Consider the following 24,171-nt stretch of genomic DNA (forward strand, 5'->3'; position numbering starts at 1 on the left):
GGGCGCGCAGAGATGTCTCGCTCCTCGTCCGAGACGGAGCGCCTGCTGCGCTGCGCCGAGCTGAAAGCCTTGGGCAGGCTGCGCTCCGCCTCGAACGTCGTCTTCCTCTGCGAGTTCGCCGACCCCGAGAGCGGCCCCGCAGAGCGGCTCTGTGTCTACAAGCCGGTGCGCGGGGAGCGGCCGCTGTGGGATTTCCCGGAGGGTTCGCTCGCCGGGCGGGAGTACGCGAGCTATGTGATCAGCGAAGCGCTCGGCTGGTCGCTCATCCCGCCGACCGCGCTGCGCGACGGGCCGTACGGCTGGGGGATGGCGCAGCAATGGGTGCGGTCTCCCGATGGCTCCGGGGATGAGGATCCCGCGGTCGGGTTCGTCGGGGTCTTCTTGCGCGACGAGGTGCCCGCAGGCTGGCGGGGGATCGTCGTGGGCAGCGACGAGGATGGGGCCGACGTGGCGCTCGCCCATGCCGACCATCCCAGGCTGCGGCAGCTCGCGGTGCTCGACGTGCTGCTGAACAACGCCGACCGGAAAGGCGGGCACGTGCTCCCCGAAGCTGGCGGCGAGGTGCGGGGGATCGACCACGGGGTCTGTTTGCACGAGGATCCGAAACTGCGCACGGTGCTCTGGGGCTGGGCCGGCGAGCCGATCCCCGAAGACCAGCTCGCGGACATAGCCCGGCTCGAAGCCGAGCTGGACGGCCAGCTCGGCGAAACGCTGTCGGAGCATTTGTCCGGAGAGGAGATCGTCGCATTGGCCGAACGGGCCGGACGGCTGCGCGCCGAGCGGATCATGCCGATTCCGAGCAGCGACAGGGCTCTTCCCTGGCCGCTGATGTAGCGGTCCGGTCCTGTGGACTGGCGAGGCGTTTCGAGCGGCTAAAGTGGCAGCGTGCGTTCTTGGCCTACCCCACTGGTCCCGAAGCTCGAGGGCGTAGGGCCGCAATTGCGTCTGTGGGATTCCGCGGACCGCCTGCTCCGGCCGGTCGCCCCTGGCCGGAAAGCGGGGATGTACGTCTGCGGGATCACTCCTTACGACGCGACGCATCTCGGCCACGCGGCCACCTATCTCGCCTTCGACCTGGTGTGCCGGCTCTGGCTGGACGCGGGCCACGAGGTGCATTACACGCAGAACATCACCGACGTCGACGATCCGCTGCTCGAACGGGCCGAGCGAGACGACCGGGACTGGCGGGCGCTCGCGGCGGAACAGATCGAACTCTTCCGCACCGATATGGCGGCTTTGCGCGTTCTGCCGCCGCAGGACTACGTGGGCGTGACCGAGTCGATCGATTTGGTGGTCGCGATGGTCGAGAAGCTTTTGGCGAACCAGTCCGCGTACGTTGTGGCCGAGGGCGAGTACCCGGACGTCTATCACCGGGTCGGCGCCACCGAGGACTTCGGCTACGTCTCTGGCTACGACCGGGACGAGATGACCAGAGTGTTCCGCGAGCGGGGCGGCGATCCGGACCGTCCGGGCAAAGCCGATCCGCTCGACGCGCTCCTGTGGCGCGCGGCCCGGCCGGGCGAGCCGAGCTGGCCTTCGCCGTTCGGCCCCGGCAGGCCGGGCTGGCACGTCGAATGCTCCGCCATCGCGTTGGACCGGATCGGTTTCGGCTTCGACGTGCAGGGCGGCGGGGCCGATCTGGTCTTCCCGCACCACGAGTTCTCCGCCGCGCACGCTCAGGCGCAGGTCGGCGGGTGTTCTGTCCCCGGAGCCGATGGGCGCGGCAGATTCGCGCGCAACTACGTCCACGCGGGGATGATCGGCCTCGACGGGGAGAAGATGTCGAAGAGCTTGGGGAACCTGGTTTTCGTCTCGAAGCTGCGCGCGGCGGGCGTCGACCCCTCGGCCATCCGGCTCGCTTTGTTCGCGGGCCATTATCGCGCCGACCGGTCGTGGGACCAGAACCTTTTGGCGCAGGCGCAGGCGCGGCTTTCGCGCTGGCGGCAAGCGGCCTTGCTGGCCTCCGGCCCCTCGGCGCAGGGCGCGGTGGCCCGGTTGCGCGAGCATCTGGCGAACGACCTCGACACTCCGAGGGGGATCGCGGCGGTCGACAGCTGGGTCGCGGAGGCGTTGGCGTACGGAGGCTCCGACCCGACGGCCCCCGCGCTCGTTGCGACTGCCGTCGACGCGCTCCTCGGGGTCTCTCTGGGCTCCTGATCTGCGTCCGGCGCGGGCGCCTCTGCTAGGCTCGCAGTCGTCTTCGGCCAGCAAGAGGTCGAGACGCGAAGGTGTGGAGGACATGTCATGGCCGCATTCGGGTTGGCGAAACAGTCGCGGGCAGTCTTGCGGGGGCTTCCGAAGCTCGCGTGGTCCCCGGTGATCGCGATGTTCGGGGCGATTGCCGCGTTCGCGCAAGACCTGCGGCGGCAGGCGCGGTTCCGGCAGATCGTCTCCGCGCGGTGAGGGCTGTCATGTCGACCAGATCGTCCGTCTTCCGAGCCTTTGGGGCCGCCGCGTTGATGGCCGCCTTGGCGGGCTGTCCGCGTCAGCCCGCGGCGCCGACCCCACCGCCTCCGCCGCCTCCCGCGCAGGTCGCCGCGCTGCACTGGGACCTTTGCCGGTTCGACCCCAGCAAGCCTCGGCCGGAGGCCAAGCCGGGGGACGCGCAGTGCGCGGTGCTCAAGGCTCCCGCCGACCCCTCGCAGAAGAACGGTCCGGCGACGGTGGACATCGCGGTCGTCCGCCGTCTCGCGACCGATCAGCAGACCAAAATCGGAACGCTCGTCTACTTCCCGCCCGCGATGGACGGCTCCGGAGTCGATCAAATCTTGGACGATCCGACGTTGGCCGGGCTGGAGAAGAACTTCGACCTGGTGAGCTTCAACCCGCGCGGCGTCGCGGGCAAGTTCGAGGTTTCCGCCAGCTCCGCGAAAGCGCAAGCGTTCTGCGACAAATTCGTGCTCAACGAGGCCGAGCCGGTCCGGCGCGCTCCGATCACCACCACCGACCAGCTCGAAGCCGCCAGGAGCAAGGGGTCGGAGGTGTACAACTCCTGCGTTCGGATCTCGAAGGTCGACCACTTCGACGCGATGACCTCGGCCCAGGACGTTGAGCTGCTCCGCCAGACCCTCGGCGTGGAGCAGATCAGCCTCTACGCGCACGGCTACGGCGCGCTCGCCGCGCAGGCGTACCTGCGGACCTACCCGAGCCACGTCCGCGCGACCGTCCTCGACGCCCCGGTCCCGCCGAGCCTCACCGCGCCCGATTTCGCCACCCAGCTCGCCGGGGCGATCGAAGGCGGCTACCAGCGTTTCGCGGCCTGGTGCCAGGAGGACCAGGGCTGCGCACTCGGCAAACAGGACGCGTGGGGGGTGTACAGCGCCCTCGCGGCGAAGGCGGGCTCCGAGGCGGGGCTGGTGAATCCGGCGTTCCCGGACGTCCGCCTCGACCAGCCGTATCTGAATTGGCAGATCGGCCAGTTGCTCGTGAAGGCCGACTACCCGAAATTGGCGGGCTACCTCAAGGCGCTCGCCGGGAACCAGCCGTTCCCGGACGCGCCGAAGGACGAGATCCCGGCGAACGCGCCGGTGCAGCACCCGACGGTCGATTTCCGGCTGTGCGAGGACCTCGACTTGAAGCTTGCGCCGGGCGACGTCGCGAAGACCGCGCAGGCGCAAGCTGCGGCGGCTCCGCATTTCGGCTCTTCCCCGTACGCGAACCGCACCCTCGTCTTGTGCCTGGGCTTCCCCAGCCCGGCGCAGGCCGCCCCGACCGGCGCGGCCGCCTCGCCCGTGCTCGTCATCGGCGGAAAAGACGACATCCGGTCGCCCTACGCCTGGTCGCAAGCTGTGGCGGCCCAGTTGGGCGGGGCGGCGACCTTCGTCGGGGTTGACGACGGCTCGGACGAGGTCCGCCTCATCTCCGGCGGACCCGCGGCCCAGGCTTTGGCGAACTTCTTGATCGCCCTCAAGGCTCCTCCGAAGGACACCGTCTACCCGCCCAACTAGCGCCCGAGCGGGCCCTGCGGCCGATCCGTCCCGGCCGCCCGGATCCGCTAGGCTATTGCGATGCTCCTTTCCGACCGTGACATACTCGCCGAGCTCGAAGCCAGCAGATTGTCGATCGAGCCGTTCGATCCCAAGCGGGTCCAGCCTTCCAGCATCGACGTCCGCCTCGACCGGATGTTCCAGGTCTTCAACAACACGCGCTACACCCATATCGACCCGGCGCAGCGCCAAGACGAGCTCACGAGCTTGGTGGAGCCAGCCGAAGGCGAGCCGTTCGTGCTGCATCCCGGCGAGTTCGTGCTCGGGTCGACTTTGGAAGTGGTGCGCCTGCCGGACGACCTCGCGGGCAGGCTCGAAGGGAAATCGTCGCTCGGACGGCTCGGTCTGCTCACCCACTCCACGGCGGGCTTCGTGGATCCTGGCTTCTCAGGGCATTTGACGCTCGAGCTGTCGAACGTGGCGAACCTTCCGATCACGCTCTGGCCGGGCATGCTCATCGGGCAATTGTGCCTGTTGCGGCTGACGAGCCCGGCTTCGAACCCGTACGGCAGCGCCACCGTTGCTTCGAAGTACCAAGGGCAGCGGGGGCCGACGCCGTCGAAGTCCTATCTGAACTTTCAGTAGGACAGTCGCGGACAGTTCGTCCGTGCCTGCTCCGGACGAGCAGGTCATTGGGCTTTTCGGAACGTTTGCGGCGGAGCTGGGCCGCGCGCGTCGGCAGGCTTGGACGAGTCTGCGTGCTGGAACCGGGGGCTTTCGGGTATCCTCGAATCAGTAAGTGGAGCGATAGTTCCGTTTACTGGCGGAGTGATCCGCCCGAGGAGATAGGGAGAAAGGTTCCGATGACTATGACGCGGGTTGCCGGGGGAACGGCGGGCGGCGGGGCGGGCTCGATCCGAGCGCTCGCCCACTCCGAGGGGCTCTTTTTGCGCGGTCCCCCCTGGAATTTACGTGGGCTACTCGTGCTTGTGCGTCGGAGCCCTCGACCTTGGCGCGCTTGACGACGCGTTCGGCGAGCTGCAGCGGCAGTATCCGCTGCTGCGCAGCGTCATCCGGGAGTCTGGCTCCGGCTTCGAGTTCGCCACGGGCGCTCTCTCCCGCGCTCGGGTTTTCTCCGGCGAAGACCAGCACGCCCAGGTCACGGGCCTTGGCGCCGAGTTCGATCAGACCGATCGGCTGGCGTATCTCGATATCATCCCAGGCGACGGCGACACCCGTGTCACGCTGTTCGTGCACCACTCGGCGGCCGACGGGCGCCACGCGCTCGCTCTGCTCCAAGAGCTTTGGGGCCGCTACACCCAGCGCGTCGAAACGGGCGAGCCCCAGCCGGTTCGTCCAGAGCCTTTCCCTCTGCCGCTCGAGCACTACCTCGACACTCGGGAGCACCCAGGAGCGGAGTTGTCTCTCGGCTTGGACGAGCTTCCCTCTGCGGGCTCCCCGCAGGTCGACTGGGCGGAAGGGCGGGTCCGGTCCAATGCCATGCTGCCCGCCAGAGCGCAGTTGAGCAGGGACGAGACCCAGTCGCTCATCGACCTTGGCCACGACGCAGGAGTCACGGTGAACGCGCTGGTCTCTGCGGCGCTGATCCGGGCGCACGCATGCGAGGACGCGCCTTTGCCGCTTTACGTCTACATGGTGGACTTGCGGGGGCGTGTCGTTCCCCCGGTCGGGTTGACCGAGGTGACGAACATGATTCGAAGCATTGCGTTCTCGGCAGACGGCCATGACGATGGCCTGTTCGCGCTTGCGCGCCGAATCGGCGATCAGCTCGCGGCTGCCACCGCAGATGGAACGGTGCACACGGGCGCGGCGGAGCTGCCGCTTTTCGGGCCGCAGCCCGGCAAAGTGCTGCACTCGACGAACTGGGGCCGGATCCTTCTGCCGCGAACCCCGTCGGATCTGCGGATCGTCGACTTCCAGAGTTGCTTCCCGCCCTTCCCGCCGCCGCCTGCCGCTGACGATCAGGCCGTCGGCGAGGAGACCCAGATATATGTGATTCTCACCTTCGAGGGTCGGTTGAGCGTCGAAACTCTCGCGGACGAGCGAACGCGGGCGGTGCTCGGCCGGGTCGGCGAGGAGCTGCGCGCCGCCGCCCGCGCGCACGTCGGATAAGACGGAGGCTTCGAGGAGGGCGTGACGGCCGGGCTTGCCTGCCAGAGCACCAGACTGTCATGTCCCGTTGGGATTCGCGTCTGTTTCCCTTCGCCTCCCGCTCACGGCCCCGCGATGCAATAGACACCGTGCGATGCGCTGTGTTCGGCACCGGTTACCTGGGAGCCACCCATGCGGCCTGCATGGCCGCCCTTGGCCATGAGGTCCTCGGCGTCGATGTGGACCCGTCCAAGATCGCGAAGCTCGCGGCGGGGGAGGTCCCGTTCTACGAGCCAGGGCTGGAAGAGGTGCTGCGGGAGAACCTCGCCAACGGCAGGCTGAGGTTCACCACCTCCTACGAGGAGGCCGCCGAATTCGCCGATGTGCATTTCCTCGGCGTCGGCACGCCGCAGAAGAAGGGCGAGTACGGGGCCGACCTCGCGCATGTGCACGCGGTCATCGACGCGCTCGCCCCGCTGCTGCGCCGCACGGCTTTGATCCTCGGCAAATCCACCGTCCCGGTCGGCACGTCGGCGCAGCTGCAAGCGCGCGCCCGGGCGCTGGCCCCCGACGGGGTGGAGGTGCACGTGGGGTGGAACCCGGAGTTCCTGCGCGAGGGCCACGCGGTGTCGGACACGCTGCGCCCGGACCGGATCGTCCTCGGGGTCGACCCTGCCGCCCCGGAGCTCGTGGAGCGTCTGACGCGCGAGATGTACGCGACCCCGCTCGCCGAGGGCGTCCCCATGATCGCGACCGACTGGGCCACCGCCGAGCTGGTGAAGGTGTCGGCGAACGCGTTCCTGGCGACGAAGATCTCCTTCATCAACGCGGTCGGCGAGGTGTGCGCGGCAGCGGGCGCGGACGTGACCACGCTTGCCGACGCGATCGGGTACGACAAGCGGATCGGCAGGCAGTTCCTCAACGCCGGCCTTGGCTTCGGCGGGGGGTGCCTCCCGAAGGACATCCGAGCCTTCATGGCGGTGGCGGGCGAGCTCGGGGCGGATCGGACCCTCACCTTCCTGCGCGAGGTCGACAGCATCAACATGCGCCAACGCTCGAAGATGGTGGACCTGGTCACCAGCGCGTGCGGCGGCTCGGTCTTGGGCGCGAACCTCGCGGTCCTCGGGGCGGCGTTCAAGCCGCAATCCGACGACGTGCGCGACTCGCCCGCGCTCAACGTTGCGGGCATGCTCCAGCTGCGCGGCGCGAACGTGACCGTGTACGACCCGAAGGCGCTGGAGAACTCGAAGCGGGTCTTCCCGACGCTGCACTACGCGACCTCGGTCGTCGACGCTTGCGGCAAGGCGGACGGGGTGCTCGTGCTGACCGAGTGGCCCGAGTTCGTCGAATTGGACCCGGAACAGATCGCGGGGCACGTCCGCTCGCGTGTGGTGGTCGACGGGCGCCGCTGCCTCGACGCGGCGAAATGGCGCGCGGCGGGCTGGGACTACGCCGCGTTGGCCGGTCCTCGGTCCTAGCCGATTTGCTTTCCAGGCAGATGAGACGCCAGGCGCGCTGAGGAGGCGGAGCGCGCACGAGGCTTGGCGCTACGCCGTAGATCGCTGTCTGGGGAGCAAAGAGACCGCCACGGCGGTGGTGAGGGGGACCGACAGCGCGAGCCCGATGCCGCCGACCACGGCCCGCGCGAACTCCGTCGCGACCGCGTCGCTGGTCAAAAGGTCGCTCAGCGGCCTGCCGGAGACCGAGAGCAAGAGAAACAAGGGCAGCGCCCCGCCCGCGTAGGCGAAGAGCAGCGTGTAGACGGTGCTGGCGATATGGTCGCGACCGACGCGCATGGCCGCGCCGAAGACGCGTTTGCGCGGGAGGGCCGCGTCGGCGAACTCGAAGACGGCTGACGCTTGGGTGATCGTGACGTCGTTGAGCACGCCGAGGGAGCCGATGATGAACCCTGCGAGCAAGACTCCGGGCATGGACACGTTGCCGAGGTAGACCTGGAGGTCGTTGCCTGTTTCCTCGGTGAGGCCGCTGGTCTGCGTCGAGTCGATGATGAGCCAGCCCGCGAGCGCGGTGGCCCCGAGCGCGACGATGGTGCCGAGCAGGGCCGAGGCGGTGCGCCAGTTCAACCCGTGGGCGAGGGGGAGCACGAGGGCGAGGATGGCGATGGCGGAGACGGCGGCGACGAGCGTCGCCGAGGCCCCGTTCAAGAGGGAAGGCAAGGTGTAGAGCGTGAGCACGGCGAAGGCGACGGCGAGCCCCATCAGCGCCCGGAGCCCGCGCCAGCCCGCGACCGCGACCACCACGACGGCGAAGAACGCCGCCCAGAGCAGCATCGGGACGCGGCGCTGGAAGTCGTCGAAGTTGTACGACCGCCCTTCCGGCCCGGTGTGCGCGATGACTCGGATCTTGTCGCCGGCATTGAGCCGAGGCTGGCCGGGGCCAGGCCGGACCGTGCCATCGTCGGCTCCGCCGGAGTCCTTGGCCAATCCTTGGGTCACCCGGTTCGTCGGGATTTCGAGGAGCACGTAACGGTCCGCGTCGGGGCCCGAGGTCAAAACAGCGGTCGCGTCGAAGCACATCCCGTTCGGCCGCAAGCTCACTTGCGGCGGGTCGCGGAGCACTTCGCTGACGAGCGGGTTAGCGCAATCGGTGAGGACCACGGAGCGCACCGAGGCCGACTCGGTGCGCACGGCGTGCCCGTGTTCGTCCCGGTACTGGAGGGGGATGTCGTGGTGGCGGTGCTGCGGCCAGGTCAGGGCGATCACGGCGAGGACGGCGACAGCCGCGACGACGAGCGTGGCGAGCACGGCCACCGTGGCCCGGGAGCGGGGGAGATCGACCGGGCCGGTCGAGTGGCCGTGCCCGTGGTGCCCGTGTTGCCCGCGCTCATGCGGTATGGGCGCATGGGGCTCGGGCTCATGCGAATGATGTCCCATCAGACGCGGTTACTGCCGGTAGCTCGCGAGGAAGTTGCCGAACCGCTCGATGGCCCTGCGCAGGTCGCGCTCCGGGGCCAGGGTGACGATCCGCAGATGGTCGTGGTGCGGCCAGTTGAACCCGGTGCCCTGCACGATCAGGATCTTCTCCTGGAGCAGGAGGTCGAGCGCGAGCTGCTCGTCGTTGTGGATCTCGTGCACCTCGGGGTCGAGCCGGGGGAAGACGTACATCGCTCCCTTCGGGACCACGCAAGAGACCCCGGGGATCTTCACCAGCTCCTCCACGACGGCGTCCCGCTGCTCGCGCAGCCTGCCGCCAGGCCGGACGAGGTCGCGGATGCTCTGGTACCCGCCGACGGCGACCTGGATGGCGTATTGCGCGGGCGCGTTCGGGCACAGGCGGGTGGCGGCGAGGGTTTCGAGCCCTTCGAGGAAGCCTTTCGCGTGGTCTTTCGGCCCGGTGAGCACCATCCAGCCGGAGCGGAACCCAGGAGCCCGGTAGGTCTTCGACAGACCGTTGTAGGTGATGCAGAAGAGGTCGTGCGCGCGGGAGGCGATGGAGACGTGCTCCGAGTCGTCGAAGAGGATCTGGTCGTAGATCTCGTCGGCGAGGATGAGCAGCGAGTACTTCCGCGCGAGGCTCACGATGCCGTCGAGCACCTGGCGGGAGTACACCGCCCCGGTCGGGTTGTTCGGGTTGATGACGACGATCGCCTTGGTGTTCGGCGTGATCCTGGCCTCGATGTCGTCGAGGTTCGGGTTCCAGTCCTGCGTCTCGTCGCAGAGGTAGTGCACGGGGGTGCCGCCCGCGAGCGCGGTGGCCGCAGTCCACAGCGGGTAGTCCGGGGTCGGGATGAGCACCTCGTCCCCGTCGTCCAAAAGCGCCTGCAGCGTCATGGTGATGAGCTCGGAGACTCCGTTGCCCAAGAAGACGTCGTCCACGTCGAGGTACGGGAAGCCAGGGACGAGCTCGTAGCGGGTGACGATGGCCCTTCGGGCGGAGAGGATGCCCTTGGCCTCGGTGTAGCCCTGCGCGTGGGAGAGCGCGGCGATCACATCGCGCAGGATCACGTCCGGGGTTTGCAGGTCGAAGACGGGCGGGTTGCCGATGTTGAGCTTGAGGATGCGGTGGCCCTCGGCCTCCATCCGCGTCGCCGCCGCGTGCACCGGGCCCCGGATCTCGTATGCGACGTTCTGCAGTTTGCGGGACTGGCCGAGCGTGCGCAAGTACGGATTGACAGGGGTGTGCTGGGGACTGCTCATCTGTCAAGTGTGCCAGACGGGGGCTCCTCGACCGCAATATCGGCAGAAGAATCAGGCCAGTTCGGCAGAACTAGACCTGAGCGGGGCCTCGGCTGGTCCGGGCGGGCGGCCCGCCCGCCGCCCCGGCTTCGCGGCGCTCCCAGCGGATCGGCAGCGCGTGGCGCAGGTTGACCATGGGCAACGCGGCGCGCGCCGTCGCGAGGTCGGGCAGCGTCGGAGAGCGGAACCGAGGGGCCAGCGCGGCGAGCGCCTCTTCCAGCTCCAGCCTCGCGAGGACGGCCCCCGGACAGCGGAACACGCCCCCGCCGAAGACGAGCTGACGGGCGTCCCGGCCCGCTTCGATGTCGAATTCGTCGGCGTTGTCGTAGGCGCGAGGGTCGCGCGAGGCGCTGGGCGGGCAGAACATGATCAGTTGGTCGCGGTCGACGGCGAGATCCCGGTAGCGCAGCTCTTCGAGCGCGAAGCGGAAGAGGATCCGGATCTGCGGGGCCCAGCGGAGGGCTTCGTCGGCGGCGCGTTCCGCGAGCGCGGGGCTCCGGGCGACGTCGTCCCACTGCCGGGGGTGGGACCGGAACGCGATCAGCGCCCGGCCCAGTTGCTGGGCCACGGACTCCTGGCTCGCCCAGGCGATGTCGAGCACCAGATGCTCCGCCTCCTCCCGGCTGAGCGCCTCGTCTCCGGCGGAAGCTTCGAGCAGGTACGACGTGAGGTCGTCGCCCGGACGCTCCGCTTTGCTCGCGAAAAGCTCGTGGACGAGCCTGCCGAGCTCGACGATCGCGCTTTCGACGGTCGGCAGCACCGAGGTCAGGTCGCTCCACGCGAACACGAGGCCCGCGTCTTTCGACACGACGCGGAACCGTTCGTGGTCCTCGTCAGGGACGCCGAGCAGCCGGGCGATCACGCCGCTGGCGTACGGCGAGGCGAACCGCTCGGCGAAGTCCACGACCTCCCCGGAGGGGAGCGCGAGGGCGAGCGTCTGGGCCAGTGCCCGGATCTGAGGGCGAAGCGCCAACACACGAGAAGGGCTCAACGCGCGGGCTGCGGCGGAGCGCAGCCGCAGATGGTCCTCGGGGGGCGCGGTTGCGGAGCATCGTGGTCCACCAGTCGTAGAGCCGCCCGCCGGTCACCCCGTTGATCCGCATGAACTGGTGGCCGTTGTGGCGCAGGCGCTTGTCCTTGAGCAGCTCGACGCTTTCCGCGTGCCGCAGCACGACGGGGCCTCGGGGCGTGCGGGCGAACCAATGCCGCTCCCTGGCTTCGTCCACCTCTGGCGAGGCGAAATCGAACGACGGGTCGTCGATCTCCAAGAACGGGGCTGTCTGCATGGAGGGGCCTCCTCGTGGAACGGGGCAAGGAGCGCTCGACGGCAGCGAGGCTCCGCGCGGCCGGTCGCACGGGTACGGCGGACCGCATGTAACAGATAGTAGGGGATCTATTTCATGCACGTTACCTAACCCACTACAATCACATATTGTGACATCTATTACCGTTCGGCATAACTTCGAGACGGCCCATCGTCTGCCGCTCGTCGGCGGGAAATGCGTGAACTTGCACGGGCATTCCTGGTGGGCGGACGTGACGGTGGCGGGCGAGCTTGACGAGCGGGGGATCGTGCTGGACTTCGGCGCGCTGAAAGCCGAGCTGCGGGCGTGGATCGACGAACGGCTCGATCACGGGGCGATGCTCGGCAGGGCAGACTCCCTCGTCCCCGCCCTGCTCGAGGAGGGGGTGAAGCTCTTCCGGTTCGGGCTCGACGAGCCTTCGGCGGGGTTGGAATGGCCAACGGTGGAGAACGTCGCCGAGTTGTTGGCGAGAGTGGCGCAAGCCTGCCTCGCGGGGCTCGGAGCGACCGGGGCCGCCGTCGCGCGGGTCCGGGTGTCAGAAACGCATGTCAATGCTGCGGAGGTGGTGTGGTGATCGATTTGCAGAAGGCGGAGATCGCTGTCGCGGAGCTGCTCAACGCGCTCGGCGTCGACGAGGGAGAGCACACCCGAGACACGCCTGGCCGAGTCGCGAAAGCGTGGGCCGAGGCGCTTGCGGGGTACGAGCAAGACCCCGCAAGGCACTTGCTGCGCACGTTCGAAGCCTTCGACGATCCGGGGCTGGTGATCGTCGGCGGCGTTCGCGTGGTCTCGACCTGCGCGCACCACCTGCTCCCGATCGTCGGACACGCCACAGTGGCCTATCGTCCGCAAGCGTCCAGCGAGATCGTGGGCTTGTCCAAACTCGCCCGCCTTGTGCACGGGTACAGCCGCAGGCTCCAGGTGCAAGAGCGCATCGGGCGGCAAGTGGTGACCGCGATCCAGGACAACCTCGCCCCGGTCGGCTCGGCCTGCGTCATCAGCGCGCGGCATGGCTGCATGGAGGTGCGCGGGGTCATGCAGTCGAACAGCGTCACGACAACGCACGCGACATCCGGCGAATGGACCCTGTCGCACCCGGACATGCAGGCGGTCATGGCCGAGCACGCCCGGCAGGGCTGAGCCGCCCCGGCCTTAGCGCCTGCCGGGCCGTTTCGCGCCGGGCGCGATGCCGAGGCCGACGGTCGGCTTCGCCGCGCTCGTGTCGGCCGAGGGTTTCTCGTCGGCGGGCTCGGGAACCTCGACCGCTTGTGGCGCGGGCTCTGCGGCCTGCTCCGGCTCGACGGGGGGAGCCTCTTGCTCGGTCGGCCCTTGCTCGTCGGTGGGGAGGGGTCGGCCGCCGAGATCGGCTCCGCGTCCTTCTGCTCCGCGTCTTTCTGCTCGGGCTCGTCGGCGCTGGTCGCCTCTGGCTGGGCGGCCGGGGCCGCTGGCTTTCTAGCCCCAGGCCGTTTGGCCGGTCCGGCGATGCCGAGGCCGACTGTCGGCTTGGCGGTCGTCGCGGAAGCCGGTTTCGGCGCTTCGGGGGCAGGTTCAGCCGCTGTGGGCTCGCTCGTCTCGGCTGGCGCTGAGGTCGCGGGTTCTGCGGGCGCCGCTGCCGATGGTTTCTTGGCTCCGGGGCGTTTGGCCGGTCCGGCGATGCCGAGGCCCACTGCGGGCTTGGCCGCAGGGGCTGCTCCCTGGTCGGCGGCTGGTTGCCCCGGGGATTCGGCGGCTGGTTCTGCGGGCGCTGTCGCCGCTGGTTTCTTGGCCCCAGGGCGCTTGCCGGGGCCGGCGATGCCGAGGCCGACTGCGGGTTTCGCGGCGGCGGGGGTGTCTGGCTTCGGGTTTTCGGCGGCGGGGGCTTGCGGCTGCGCCGGCTGCTCCGATGGCGCGGGTTTCGCGGCGGCGGGGGCGGAGGCTGTTTTCTTCTGCTCGCGGACCACGAGCGGGCCGCCTCGGCGCACGGAGTCCAAGAGGAGTTGCGCCACATCCACGACCTGCACGTTCTCGCCGGCGCCGTCCTGCTGCTTGGCGGTCACGCCGTCGGTGAGCATGACGCGGCAGAAGGGGCAGCCGCTCGCGATGGTCTGCGCGTTCGTGGCGAGCGCCTCGTCCACGCGGTCGATGTTGATCCGCTTGCCGAGCGTCTCCTCCATCCACATCCGGGCTCCGCCCGCGCCGCAGCACATGGAGCGCTGCGCGTGCCGGGGCATTTCGGCGAGCTTCGCGCCGGAGGCCTCGATGAGCTCGCGCGGGGCCTCGTAGACCTTGTTGTGCCTGCCCAAGTAGCAGGGATCGTGGTAAGTGAGCGAGTTGTTGCCCTCGACCGGGGCGACCGGGACGAGCTTCTTCTCCCGGACCAGCTTGTTCAGCAGCTGGGTGTGGTGCACGACCTCGTAGGCTCCGCCGAGGTCGGGGTACTCGTTCTTGAGCGCGTTGAAGCAGTGCGCGCAGGTCACGACGATCTTGCGGCGGCTGGGCTCGACGCCCTCGAAGACAGCGTCGATGGTCGCGATGTTCTGCTGGGCGAGCGCCTGGAAGAGCATCTCATTGCCCGAGCGCCGCGCCGAGTCGCCGGTGCAAGTCTCCTCGGCCCCGAGGACGAGGTATTCGACCTCGGCGGAGTAGAGGAGTTCGGCGACCGCCTTTGTGGTTTTCTTCGCCCGGTCCTCGTAAGCGCCCGCGCAGCCCACCCAGAACAGGTACTCGAAGCCTTCGAAGGACTCCGCGTCCTCGCCGAACACCGGCACGGGGAAGTCGACCTCGCCGATCCAGCCGGTGCGGGCCGAGGCGTTCTGCCCCCAGGGGTTGCCCTTGTTCTCAAGGTTCTTGAACAGCGTGGACAGTTCGTGCGGGAACTCCGTCTCGATGAGCACCTGGTGGCGGCGCAGGTCGATGATGTGGTCGACGTGCTCGATGTCCACCGGGCACTGCTCGACACAGGCTCCGCAGGTGGTGCAGCTCCACAGGACTTCGGGGTCGATGACGCCGCCGAGCGCGCCGTCCTCGCCCACGCCGCCGACGATCGGCCGCTCGGCCTCGGCCACCGCCGAGGCCGGGGCCTTGTCGCCGCCCAAGAGGTAGGGGGCCTTGGCGTAGGCGTGGTCGCGCAGCGAGGTGATGAGGAGTTTGGGGGAGAGCGGTTTGCCGGTGTTCCACGCGGGGCACTGGGACTGGCAGCGCCCGCATTCGGTGCAGGTGGTGAAGTCCAGGAGGTTCTTCCAGGTGAAGTCTTCGACCTTCCCGACACCGAAGCTGTCCTCGTCGGGGTCCGCCTCCTCCAGGTTCAAGACCTTGCCGCCAGAGGTCATCGGCTTGGCCGCGCCGAGCGCGACTTTGTCGCCGACCTCGCGCTTGAAGTAGATGTTGAAGAAGGCGGAGAACCGGTGCCAGGCCACGCCCCAGTTGAGCCGCTGCCCGACCAGAAGCAGGAACATGGCTCCGGAGAGCATCTTCGCGAAGGCGAAGACCGAGACCATGACCACGCTTTCCGGCAGCAGCTGGGCGACGAGCGAGGTGAAGGGGTCGGTGTATGGGTTGCTCTCGTGGAAGGTGGCGATCTTGCCTGCCTTCACCAGGATCATGCCAAGCCCCTCGACCAGCACGATGGCCTCGATGGTGTACGCCGCGACGAAGTTGGAGCCCGAGAAGCGGGACAGGCGTTGCGCGTCGCGCGGGTGGTTGCGCTGGCGAATGACGATCATCGTGACGATGCCGATCACCGTGCCGATGCCGAGCGCTTCGTCCCAGAGGTGCCAGAGGAAGGTGTCGCCGATGATCGGCCAATGGAACTCGGGGTTGAACGTCTGGCCGTACGCCTCGAAGTACAGCGGGAAGCCGCCGAGGAAGCCGATCATGACGAGCCAGTGCGCCCAGCCGACGCTGCGGAATTGCACCATCTTGGTGTGGGCGAGGAATTCCACGAGCATTTGCTTCAGACGGGGCCACACCGGGAACAGGCGGCTGCGGTCGGGCTGGCCGAGGCGGATCACGCGCACGATGCGCCAGACCCCGCTGAAGAACGAGGCCCATGCCACGACGCTGAAGAGCACGCCTATGGTCCCGAGGGTGATGGTGGTGGCGTTCACGGTGGAGCGGTCTCCTCACGTTGCGGCGGCCGGTTGCGGGCTGCAGGGCCTACGGACAGGTTACTCGCCAGTAAGTTACTTGTCAGTAACTTATGCGGCTCTTCTTTCCTTAAAGATAATTGCCCTGTATACGCCCACTTTTGATCAGGGCAGCCTAACTTTTGCCGAAGTGCGCTGCGTCACTCGCCTTTAATGGTCACTTTTTGATAACCAAATGTCACACCCGCCTCACGAATAAACATACACAACGGCGACACGCCGAAAACGCAACAATCACAAAGAACTCACAAAATAACAACAGACCCTTCTTAAACGGAATGGATACTCTCGGTACGTCCGCGAGAGCCGCGATCCGCGCGGCTGTGAGGAGAGACATTATGTTGAGAAGTATCGTGAAGGTGTTCGCCATCGGCGTGTTCGCCGGAGGTTTCAGCCTCATGGCGGGCGGCTTCAACGCCGCCCCTGCCTCGGCCGACCCCGCCGACGATGCCGGGCAGGAGGCTCCTATCCAGGACGAGAACTCGGACGAGGACGGCGAGGCCCCGGCTTGGGACTCCTCGGAGGGCCCTGCCGAAGAGGTCGGCATGCTCAACGGCAGAGACCAGCAGAACTACCAGGACTATTTGAACGGCGTGCCCGCAGGCCCGGTGAACGTCCCCGCGTCCAGGGGCGGCTACGCCCGGACAGGCGGAGCCGCCGCGCCGCGCCGCGCGTTGCCGCTGCCGTTCGTCGCCCCGAAGGGCAGCACTTGCGGCCAGATGCTCGCGACCAGCGTCGGGGGCACGATGGACAACGTCGTCGGCATGAGCACCGGCACAGTCCTGGGCGGATTCGGGCACAACGTGCTCGGCCCTGCCACCGGGAACCTGGTCGGCGGGGTGCTCGTGCACCTCTGCTGAGCCTGCGCCGCTCATCTTCCTGCGCCGTCCCGGCGCAGCTTGTGGAAAGATAGACGGCATGCGCGGCGATGGGAACGGCTGGGTCGTCGATCGGGACGGAAGCAAACGCTGGGGCCGGTACGGCGCGGCTGGGTTGCTGCTCCGGGCTCCCGGCCACCGAGGCGAGGCGATGGTGCTGCTGCAGCACCGGGCTCTGTGGAGCCATCAGGGCGGCACGTGGTCGCTGCCGGGCGGGGCGCGCGACAGCCATGAGAGCGCGGTCGAGACCGCTTTGCGAGAAGCGTTCGAGGAGACCGGCGTCGATCCCGCCGAGCTCAAGGTCCGAGGTGAGCGCGAGACCGCGCGGATCGAAGCCGGCTGGACTTACATCACGGTGCTCGCCGACGCGCCGCGAACGCTTCCGCTGTTCAAGAACGAGGAGAGCGAAGAGCTGCGCTGGGTCCCGGAGGGCGAAGTCGAGTCGTTGCCGTTGCACCCCGCCATGGCTTCGGGATGGCCGAGCGTCCGGACCCGCCAGGTCACGCTCGCGCCCTGGCAGTCGGACGAAGAGCTCGTCGGGCTCTTCGAGATCCTGGCGCACGGCGGGCATCAGCGGACGGTCGAACTCCCGGACGGCGGCTTCGGCTGGCTGGGCGCGGAGGGCGAGACGATGGACGTCCCTCGGGAGACGGCGCTGAGCTGGCTGCGGGGTTAACGCGCCCGATCGCGTGGACTACTCGTCCTCGTCGCGCTCCTCGTGACGGTCCCAGCGGGGGCGTGCGCCCCACCACCGGTCTTGGCGCTCGTTCTGCGGCTGGCCCGGCAGCGGCCTCTCTTGCCCGTCCAGGCGTTGCTGCGCGAGGAACTCCTCGAAGCTCAGGCCGCTTTGCATCGCCGAGGAAAGGTTCTGCACCACTGCCTGGTCCGGCAGGGCCGGGAACGCGCGGTTGTACTCCCGCGCGATCTCCGGAGCCACTCGGCCGTTGTCGAGGTCGTCCCAGGTGAACTCGCCCTCGTCGATGCGGCGCTGGATCCTCGCCATGGCGGGGCCTGCCCCGCCGGACCGGTACAGCTCGGCCATCTCGCGCTCTTGCTCGGGGCTCAGCCGGGGGCGGCCCGCGCGCAGCTTGTCCAGCTGCGCGCGGGACTGGCTGATCGTTTCGCGGCACTGCGCGCTGCGCTCGCCCGCCTCCTGGATGACTCGCCGCAGCCGTTCGGCCCTGTCGGTGCTCATGTCAGCCGGATACCCCCGCGAGCGCTATTTCCCTGCCACATGCTGCGATGTGTAGGCGCCTGGAACGTAGAGCTTGATCTCCGCGTGCTCGTCGTCCAGAAGCTCGACGACTGTCCCGTACAGCTCTTTCACGAAGGCGATCGTGTCGAGGAGCGTGTTGATCACCTTCATGATTTCCGAGAACACTTTTCTGACCTGGTTGAAAAAAGTCCAGATGCTTCTCAGCGTCCTCGGGTCGAGCAGTTTGCCCGCTTCGAGCGCGACTCGGATGGGTCGGGCGCTGTCTGCGATCAGTTTGATCGCCGAAGCCACGAACTCGACGCCCTGTTTGTAGTTCTCGGCCAGATCGTTCATCATGTCCCGCGCGCCAGCAGCGGCCTGCTGGTTCTCCTCGAACATGGCGATCCACCTGTCCATGTACCCCTCGAACGATTGGGCGGCGTTCCCGTTCCAATGCGGGTCGAGGGTGTTCTTCCCGGACAGCAGGTTGTCGCCGACGTCGGACATCGCGTACGACACGGAGTTCCACATGTCGCGAAGGCTGAGGAAGACTCCCCAGTTGATGCCGAGGAAGTCGACGACTTTCGCCATCGGGTCCACGCCGACGACCCGTTGCAGAATGTCCTGGAGGTCTTGCGCAATGGCAAGCGCTTCGCGGGTCGCGTCGACGGCTTGCTGGTCGTAGTTGCCGGGAGGCGTGAGCCTGCTCGGCGGATGCATCGTGTCGGAGAAATCAAGCCCGTCCAAAATGGCCCCCTTCTGAAAAAGTTTTGCGCTGAACGTTTAAGCCGAACGTTTAATACGAATAGACCGGATGCAGGACGGAGTCGATCTCGGCGGCGTGCTGCGCGTCGACGGTCTCGTAGTCGCCAGCGGTCTCGGCGACGGCCGCCGCGGTGAGGGCGAGGTTCTTCTGCGCCGTCGCGGCGAGCTCTCCCTCCCGGTCCCGCAGTTTTTGCGCCGTCTGCCGCCAGCCGGCGAGCCCCCTGGTCATCTCGTCGGCCCGCGCCCCCTCTTTGGCGAGGTAGCTTTGTATTTGCCCGACGTACCCGGCGTTGCGCTGCACCAGCTCCGCGTACCCTCGCAGCGCTGACGTGTTGACGCTGAATTTCTCCATGATCTCCGCCCCCTTTCCTTGCGCCCAGGTTACCACAGGGTTTCCTGAACGCGCCGCAGGTTTTCGCGCGACGACGGTCCAGGGACGGTCAGGCGAGTTCGGCGCGCAACGCCTGGGCCGAGGCTTTGGGGTCTTTGGCCTCGGTGACCGCGCGGACGACGACGACGCGTCTCGCTCCCGCGTCCCGGACCTGCGGCAGGCGGTCGAGGTCGACGCCGCCGATGGCGAACCAGGGCTTTGCGGGCGCGAGCGCCGCCACCTGCGCGACGAGCTCCAGCCCGACGGCGGCCCTGCCGGGTTTGGTCGGGGTCGTCCAGCACGGGCCGACGCAGAAATAGTCGACGTCGGGGTCTTCGATCGCGGCCCGCGCTTGTTCGGGCGAATGGGTGGAGCGCCCGATGAGGACGTCGGGGCCGAGGATCCGTCGGGCGATCCCCACCGGCAGATCCCGCTGACCGAGGTGCAGCACGTCCGCGCCGGACGCGAGGGCGACGTCGGCCCGGTCGTTGACCGCGAGCAACGCGCCGTGGGCCGAGGTCGACTGTTTGAGCCGCGCCAGCAGGGCCAGCTCGTCGCCCGCCTCAAGGGGATCCTGCTTCGATTTGTCCCGCAGCTGCAAAAGGTCCACCCCGCCCGACAACGCGGCTTCGGCGAACGCGACGAGGTCGCCCCGGTCTCTGCGGGCGTCCACGCACACATACAGCCGCGCCTGCGCGAGTCGTGCGAGCCGGGCTTCGCGAGTGTCCATCCCATCACCCTAGCCCGACCGGGCCAGCGGGTAGGCTCGAAGGCTATGGCCCGCACCCTCGACGTTCTCGGAGCAGGGGTGATCGGCCTCTCGATCGCGTGGCGCGCCGCCCAGCGCGGCTGGTCGGTCCGATTATTCGACCCGAGACTCGACGGCGTGCTTCGGCAAGGGGCTTCGGCCTCCTGGGTGGCGGGCGGCATGCTCGCGCCGTTCTCCGAGGCGTGGCCGGGGCACGCTGCGTTGCTGCGGCTCGGGATGCGCAGCTTGGAGCGGTGGCCGGGGTTCGCCGACGAGCTCGCCGGGTTCGCGCCGGACGGGGTCTTCGCGGCGCGGGAGACCATCGTGGTCGGCGCGACTGCCTCGGACTTGCAGGCGCTCGACCCGGGATTCGAGTTCGCCCGAAGCGTCGGGCTCGATTGGCAACGGCGCACGCGGGCCGAGCTCCGGCAGATCGAGCCGGGGCTGGCTGCCGACGCGCGCGGCGGCTGGTTCCTGCCCGAGGAGCCCGCCGCGGACAACCGGGCGCTGCTGGCCGCGCTCGCCGAAGCCGCGCGCAGCGCCGGGGCGCAGCTTGTGGCGCACAGCCTGCCCGAACTGCCCCGGTCGGGGGCGGACTGCGTCGTCGTCGCGGCGGGCGCGGGAACGCCCGCCTTGCTGCCGGGGCTGCCGGTGCGGCCGGTGAAGGGGGAGATCCTGCGGCTCGCGGCTTCGCCGAGGACGGTCGGGGCTCCGCAACGGACGATCCGCGCTTTGGTCCGGGGCCGACACGTGTACCTCGTGCCGCGCCGGGACGGCGTGGTGGTCGGAGCGACCGAGTTGGAGGGGGACGAGCGGGCTGCGGTGGCGGCACAGTCCGTTTTCGAGCTGCTTTCGGACGCGACCTCGATTTTCCCCGGCCTCGCGGACTACGATTTCGTCGAGGCTTCTGCGGGATTCCGCCCGGTCACCCCGGACCGTTGCCCGGTCCTTGGCTGGGCGGGGCCGGAAGCCGTCGGGCGTTGCCTCGTCGCGACCGGCCACGGCAGGGACGGCATGCTGCTCGCGCCGCTCACCGCCGACCTCGCAGTCGCGCTCCTGGAGAACGAGCAGGTCGGCGGGCCGGAGGAGGAGGCGCTGCGAGCGATGGACCCGGCCCGCTTCTCGGTTCGGTAACCTGGATCCATGGGCGACATCCTCATCACTGTGAACGGGGAGGAGCGCGCTTTCCCGGAAGGGGCGGTGATCGCAGACCTCCTCGCGGCGCTCGGGCTCTCGCCAAAGGGCATCGCGGTCGCGGTGAACGGCGTGGTGGCCCCACGCGGCGAATGGGACCAGCCGCTACGGCCCGGCGCGGTCGTCGAGATTCTGACGGCGGTCCCCGGTGGGTAAGGCAACCCGGCGCCCTGGCGGCGATCTGCTGCGTTGCCGGTCGCTCGCGCACCTGCGAGGCGACCTGCGCCTTTCGTGCCGGGTTGCATCTCGTCCGCCAGGATCGCTGGGGGTTTTGTGACGCACGCTGAAGATCCTTTGGTCATCGCAGGGCGTTCCTTCGGATCCCGGCTCATCATGGGCGCGGGCGGGGCTCCGTCGCTCGGGGTGCTCGAAGAGGCGTTGCGGGCCTCGGGGACCGAGCTCACCACGGTTTCGATCCGCCGGGCCGGGGTTGCGCCCGGCTCCGGCGTGCTCGACGTGCTCGAACGGCTCAAGGTCGCGGCGCTGCCGAACACGGCGGGCTGCAAGGACGCGGCCACCGCGGTGCTCACGGCGAAACTCGCCAGGGAAGCGCTCGGCGAGAGCTGGGTGAAGCTCGAGGTGGTCGCCGACGACCACACGCTGCTCCCGGACCCGGTGGAGCTGCTCGCCGCTGCCGAGGCGCTGGTGGACGACGGGTTCACCGTCTTGGCGTACACGAACGACGACCCTGTGCTCGCGCGTAGGCTCGAAGACCTCGGCTGCGCGGCGGTCATGCCGCTCGGCGCGCCCATCGGAACGGGCCTCGGCGTGCTCAACCCCCATAATATCGAGATGATCGTCTCGCGGGCGCAGGTTCCGGTCATCCTCGACGCAGGGGTCGGCTCGGCCAGCGACGCGGCGCGCGCGATGGAGCTCGGCTGTTCCGGCGTGCTGCTCGCGACTGCGGTGAACCGGGCGAAAGACCCGGTGCGCATGGCCGAGGCGATGGCGGCGGCGGTCAAGGCGGGCAGGCTCTGCCATCTGGCCGGACGGATCCCGAAACGGTTCTGGGCGCAACCGAGCTCGCCGGAGCTGGACGGATGAGCGTCACGGCTTCGTCGCGGTGACGTAGTGCTGGAAGCCTCGGGCGCGCTGTCGCCTCGGCGGCCCGGACGGGGCCCAGCTCGCCTCCGAGCGCCGTTCCGCTGCTTCCCCCGGCATAGGTCGGGCGAGGCCGAGCCCGACCGCCGGACCTTCGGGGCGGCGGAGATTTGAGAGGGGCTGAGCGAAATCGCCCGGAGCGGGGCGCACGTCGAGGAATTTGTCCGCGTCGTGCAGGCGCAGCGCCTCGGCGTTGTCCGCCCGCCGAGGCGGCGGCGAACAAGAGCGGCGGACGGAGCCGTCGCTCGTGCGGCCAGACGAACGCTCTGCTTGTCATCGCGCGTATGAGAGGTTCCCGCAGGCGCGGGAGAGCGTGTCGGGAGGGCCTTGTGGCGCACCGCCGCGCCGCACAACGAAACCGGGGTCAACAAATCGCGTGCCTGGTCCAGCGCTGTGGCGCGCATCATGAAATCGAGTCGAGCGGCTGATCGCCGGTCAGGCAAAGCGTCGACGAGCTTCGGGGGCCCGCGCGCGTTGCAGCCTTTAAGATTTGTCCCGTGACAGACCCAGCGAAGCCCGCCGAGACCTCGCCGCCAGTGGAGGTCCGGGGTTTGACCAAACGTTTCGGCTCCCGGACCGCGGTCGCGGGCCTTTCGTTCGCCCTCAAACCCGGCCAGGTGACCGGCTTCCTCGGCCCGAACGGCGCGGGCAAATCCACCACGTTGCGGATGATCGTGGGGCTCGACGCCCCGAACGAGGGGAGCGCCACGATCTTCGGCAAGCCCTACCGCCTCCTGACGCACCCGTTAAAGACGGTGGGCGCGCTCCTCGACGCGAAATGGGCGTATCCGAGCCGCAGCGTGGCCGATCACCTCCGATGGATCGCGGCGGCAGGGGGCGTCCCCGCCAGCCGGGTGGCCGAAGTGCTCGACCTGGTGGGACTCGCCTCGGTCGCCAAGCTCCCCGCGCGGCAGCTTTCCCTCGGCATGTCGCAGCGGGTCGGCGTGGCGGCGGCCCTTTTGGGCGAGCCCGACGTGCTGCTCTTCGACGAGCCGGTCAACGGGCTGGACCCGGAGGGGGTGAGCTGGATCCGCTCGCTCATCAAGGAGCTGGCCAGACGCGGGGCCACCGTGCTCGTCTCCAGCCACCTCTTGGCCGAGATGGCGCTCACCGCCGATCATCTGGTCGTCATCGGCAGGGGCATGCTCATCGCCGACTGCTCGGTCGAGGAGTTCATCGACCGGGCCACCGACGATGTGGTGCGGGTGCGCAGCCCGCAGGCAGAAGCCCTGTCCGCCGAGCTTGTGCGGCTCGGCCACCGAGTCGAGCCGGGGGACGAGGGCGAGCTGGTCGTGCACGACGCGACGAGCGCGGACGTCGGCGAGCTCGCGGCCCGGCACGGCTTCGTGCTCCACGAGCTGACCGCGCAGCGGGCGTCGCTGGAGGAGGCGTATTTGAAACTGACCGAGAGCGCGGTGGAGTACCACAGCCACGCGCTGCCCAGCGCGCCGAGCGAATCCGCGCAGGAAGGGGCGGCTTCGTGAACGCGCTCAAAGCCGAATGGATCAAACTCGCCTCGGTCCGCAGCACGAGGGTGAGCTATCTCTTGGTCGTGCTGCTCGCCGTGGGGCTGGCCGCTTTAGTGGCCGCGGCGGGGTACTCGCCGAGCAACGCCGAAGCGCTCAGCGGTCTGGCGGGGATGACGAGCGCGGTGCCTGGGCCGGGCCTGATCCTGCTGCTGGTGACGGCGACGGTCGCGGTGACAGGGGAATGGCGCGCGGGCACATTGCGCACCACCTTCCTCGCGGTACCCGACCGGCTGTGGGCGATCACCGCGAAGGCTCTGGTGGTCGGGGCCGTCGGCGCGGTCGTCGGATTCCTCTCCGCCTCGGCCGGGGTGCTCGTCGCGGGGGCGCTCGCGCGGCCGACCGCGGCCGGGCTCGGCTTCTCCGGAGACCTCCGTCTGCTCTGGACGGCTCCGGCGGCCGTCTTCTTCGGCACGTTCTTCGCCATCGGCGTCGGCAACCTCATCCGGCATAGCGCCGGGGCGATCACGTTGCTCGTGGTGTGGATGCTCGTCCTCGAAACCCTCGTGCAGACTTTGGTCATCGGCGTCAGCAACCATGCAGCGCGCATCCCGCAAGCGCTTCTGCCGTTCACGAGTTTCGGGGAATTCGTCTCGGGCCGGGGCTCCTCCGCGCTCACGGAGTACTCGCCTTCGGTTTCGTTCTTCGTGTTCGCGGCCTGGTCGCTGGCGGTTTTCGGGGCCGGTTCCGTCGCCACGCTGCGCCGGGACCCCTGAGGGGACAAGAACACGG

The 24,171-nt window shown here is 68.9% G+C and carries 23 protein-coding genes and 1 pseudogene; 16 read left to right on the top strand and 8 right to left on the bottom strand.

Translation table 11 applies throughout. The features are described from left to right. Positions 1-12 precede the first annotated feature (12 nt). The 7 genes from HMPREF9336_RS14365 to HMPREF9336_RS14390 all read left to right on the top strand — a co-directional run bounded on the left by HMPREF9336_RS14365 (position 13) and on the right by HMPREF9336_RS14390 (position 7,516). Positions 13-834: an SCO1664 family protein gene (locus tag HMPREF9336_RS14365; protein WP_007468254.1), complete on the top strand. Its 822-nt coding sequence runs from the start codon at positions 13-15 to the stop codon at positions 832-834. A gap of 51 nt (positions 835-885) precedes the next feature. After that, positions 886-2,157 (top strand): cysteine--1-D-myo-inosityl 2-amino-2-deoxy-alpha-D-glucopyranoside ligase, encoded by a 1,272-nt coding sequence (gene mshC / locus HMPREF9336_RS14370; RefSeq protein ID WP_040585647.1) that lies wholly within the window; start codon positions 886-888, stop codon positions 2,155-2,157. Between the two features lie 87 nt (positions 2,158-2,244). Further along, positions 2,245-2,403 (top strand): hypothetical protein, encoded by a 159-nt coding sequence (locus HMPREF9336_RS18550; protein ID WP_021030752.1) that lies wholly within the window; start codon positions 2,245-2,247, stop codon positions 2,401-2,403. Between the two features lie 8 nt (positions 2,404-2,411). Continuing rightward, on the top strand, positions 2,412-3,947 hold the full coding sequence (locus tag HMPREF9336_RS14375; protein ID WP_021030753.1) for an alpha/beta fold hydrolase: 1,536 nt from the start codon (positions 2,412-2,414) through the stop codon (positions 3,945-3,947). Positions 3,948-4,007: 60 nt separating this feature from the next. Further along, positions 4,008-4,571 (top strand): dCTP deaminase, encoded by a 564-nt coding sequence (dcd, locus tag HMPREF9336_RS14380; RefSeq protein ID WP_007468263.1) that lies wholly within the window; start codon positions 4,008-4,010, stop codon positions 4,569-4,571. Between the two features lie 327 nt (positions 4,572-4,898). After that, positions 4,899-6,059: a phthiocerol/phthiodiolone dimycocerosyl transferase family protein gene (locus tag HMPREF9336_RS14385; RefSeq protein ID WP_021030754.1), complete on the top strand. Its 1,161-nt coding sequence runs from the start codon at positions 4,899-4,901 to the stop codon at positions 6,057-6,059. Between the two features lie 128 nt (positions 6,060-6,187). Continuing rightward, entirely contained in the window at positions 6,188-7,516 is a 1,329-nt protein-coding gene (locus HMPREF9336_RS14390; RefSeq protein WP_040585649.1) for a UDP-glucose dehydrogenase family protein, read from the top strand. Between the two features lie 69 nt (positions 7,517-7,585). Here the strand turns inward: HMPREF9336_RS14390 and HMPREF9336_RS14395 are convergent, their stop codons facing one another. From HMPREF9336_RS14395 to HMPREF9336_RS14405, 3 genes are all read right to left on the bottom strand, one after another. Then, positions 7,586-8,932: a YibE/F family protein gene (locus HMPREF9336_RS14395; protein WP_021030756.1), complete on the bottom strand. Its 1,347-nt coding sequence runs from the start codon at positions 8,930-8,932 to the stop codon at positions 7,586-7,588. A gap of 9 nt (positions 8,933-8,941) precedes the next feature. Beyond that, a complete protein-coding gene (locus HMPREF9336_RS14400; RefSeq protein WP_007468270.1) occupies positions 8,942-10,195 on the bottom strand; it encodes a pyridoxal phosphate-dependent aminotransferase in 1,254 nt (417 codons plus the stop codon). Positions 10,196-10,265: 70 nt separating this feature from the next. Beyond that, positions 10,266-11,207: a cytochrome P450 gene (locus HMPREF9336_RS14405; protein ID WP_156920423.1), complete on the bottom strand. Its 942-nt coding sequence runs from the start codon at positions 11,205-11,207 to the stop codon at positions 10,266-10,268. Positions 11,208-11,668: 461 nt separating this feature from the next. Here HMPREF9336_RS14405 and HMPREF9336_RS18820 point away from each other — a divergent pair, with 461 nt between their 5' ends. Next, positions 11,669-12,112 (top strand): 6-pyruvoyl trahydropterin synthase family protein, encoded by a 444-nt coding sequence (locus HMPREF9336_RS18820; protein ID WP_021030758.1) that lies wholly within the window; start codon positions 11,669-11,671, stop codon positions 12,110-12,112. After that, entirely contained in the window at positions 12,109-12,678 is a 570-nt protein-coding gene (gene folE / locus HMPREF9336_RS17630; RefSeq protein ID WP_244431678.1) for a GTP cyclohydrolase I, read from the top strand. The genes HMPREF9336_RS18820 and folE overlap by 4 nt, the downstream gene beginning before the upstream one ends. A gap of 134 nt (positions 12,679-12,812) precedes the next feature. Here the strand turns inward: folE and HMPREF9336_RS14415 are convergent. Beyond that, positions 12,813-15,623, bottom strand: a pseudogene (locus HMPREF9336_RS14415) ((Fe-S)-binding protein); the annotation flags it as partial. A 377-nt stretch (positions 15,624-16,000) separates the two neighbouring features. Here HMPREF9336_RS14415 and HMPREF9336_RS14420 point away from each other — a divergent pair. Both HMPREF9336_RS14420 and HMPREF9336_RS14425 read left to right on the top strand, forming a co-directional pair. Next, on the top strand, positions 16,001-16,522 hold the full coding sequence (locus HMPREF9336_RS14420; RefSeq protein ID WP_021030759.1) for a hypothetical protein: 522 nt from the start codon (positions 16,001-16,003) through the stop codon (positions 16,520-16,522). A gap of 58 nt (positions 16,523-16,580) precedes the next feature. Next, positions 16,581-17,216, top strand: a complete 636-nt coding sequence (locus HMPREF9336_RS14425; protein WP_007468280.1) for an NUDIX hydrolase — start codon at positions 16,581-16,583, stop codon at positions 17,214-17,216. An 18-nt stretch (positions 17,217-17,234) separates the two neighbouring features. Here the strand turns inward: HMPREF9336_RS14425 and HMPREF9336_RS14430 are convergent, their stop codons facing one another. The 4 genes from HMPREF9336_RS14430 to thiE form a co-directional block, all read right to left on the bottom strand. Further along, a complete protein-coding gene (locus tag HMPREF9336_RS14430; protein ID WP_007468282.1) occupies positions 17,235-17,735 on the bottom strand; it encodes a hypothetical protein in 501 nt (166 codons plus the stop codon). A 24-nt stretch (positions 17,736-17,759) separates the two neighbouring features. Beyond that, positions 17,760-18,482 (bottom strand): WXG100 family type VII secretion target, encoded by a 723-nt coding sequence (locus HMPREF9336_RS14435; protein ID WP_007468284.1) that lies wholly within the window; start codon positions 18,480-18,482, stop codon positions 17,760-17,762. A 49-nt stretch (positions 18,483-18,531) separates the two neighbouring features. Further along, positions 18,532-18,852 (bottom strand): hypothetical protein, encoded by a 321-nt coding sequence (locus HMPREF9336_RS14440; protein ID WP_007468286.1) that lies wholly within the window; start codon positions 18,850-18,852, stop codon positions 18,532-18,534. Positions 18,853-18,940: 88 nt separating this feature from the next. Beyond that, positions 18,941-19,600, bottom strand: a complete 660-nt coding sequence (gene thiE, locus HMPREF9336_RS14445) for a thiamine phosphate synthase (RefSeq protein ID WP_007468288.1) — start codon at positions 19,598-19,600, stop codon at positions 18,941-18,943. 45 nt (positions 19,601-19,645) lie between these two features. Here thiE and thiO point away from each other — a divergent pair, with 45 nt between their 5' ends. The 5 genes from thiO to HMPREF9336_RS14470 all read left to right on the top strand — a co-directional run bounded on the left by thiO (position 19,646) and on the right by HMPREF9336_RS14470 (position 24,155). Continuing rightward, positions 19,646-20,752, top strand: a complete 1,107-nt coding sequence (gene thiO / locus HMPREF9336_RS14450) for a glycine oxidase ThiO (RefSeq protein ID WP_021030760.1) — start codon at positions 19,646-19,648, stop codon at positions 20,750-20,752. A gap of 9 nt (positions 20,753-20,761) precedes the next feature. Continuing rightward, complete coding sequence (gene thiS, locus HMPREF9336_RS14455) at positions 20,762-20,968, top strand: sulfur carrier protein ThiS (RefSeq protein ID WP_007468295.1); 207 nt, start codon at positions 20,762-20,764, stop codon at positions 20,966-20,968. Positions 20,969-21,085: 117 nt separating this feature from the next. Continuing rightward, complete coding sequence (gene thiG / locus HMPREF9336_RS14460; protein ID WP_156920424.1) at positions 21,086-21,856, top strand: thiazole synthase; 771 nt, start codon at positions 21,086-21,088, stop codon at positions 21,854-21,856. Positions 21,857-22,410: 554 nt separating this feature from the next. After that, positions 22,411-23,397 carry an ABC transporter ATP-binding protein gene (locus tag HMPREF9336_RS14465; protein ID WP_156920425.1) on the top strand — a complete coding sequence of 329 codons (987 nt, stop codon included), beginning with the start codon at positions 22,411-22,413 and terminating at the stop codon, positions 23,395-23,397. Beyond that, on the top strand, positions 23,394-24,155 hold the full coding sequence (locus HMPREF9336_RS14470) for an ABC transporter permease (RefSeq protein ID WP_007468301.1): 762 nt from the start codon (positions 23,394-23,396) through the stop codon (positions 24,153-24,155). Before HMPREF9336_RS14465 ends, HMPREF9336_RS14470 begins: the two co-directional genes overlap by 4 nt. Positions 24,156-24,171 lie beyond the last annotated feature (16 nt).

The organism is Segniliparus rugosus ATCC BAA-974, from assembly GCF_000185725.2.
GTDB classification, from domain to species: Bacteria; Actinomycetota; Actinomycetes; order Mycobacteriales; family Mycobacteriaceae; genus Segniliparus; species Segniliparus rugosus.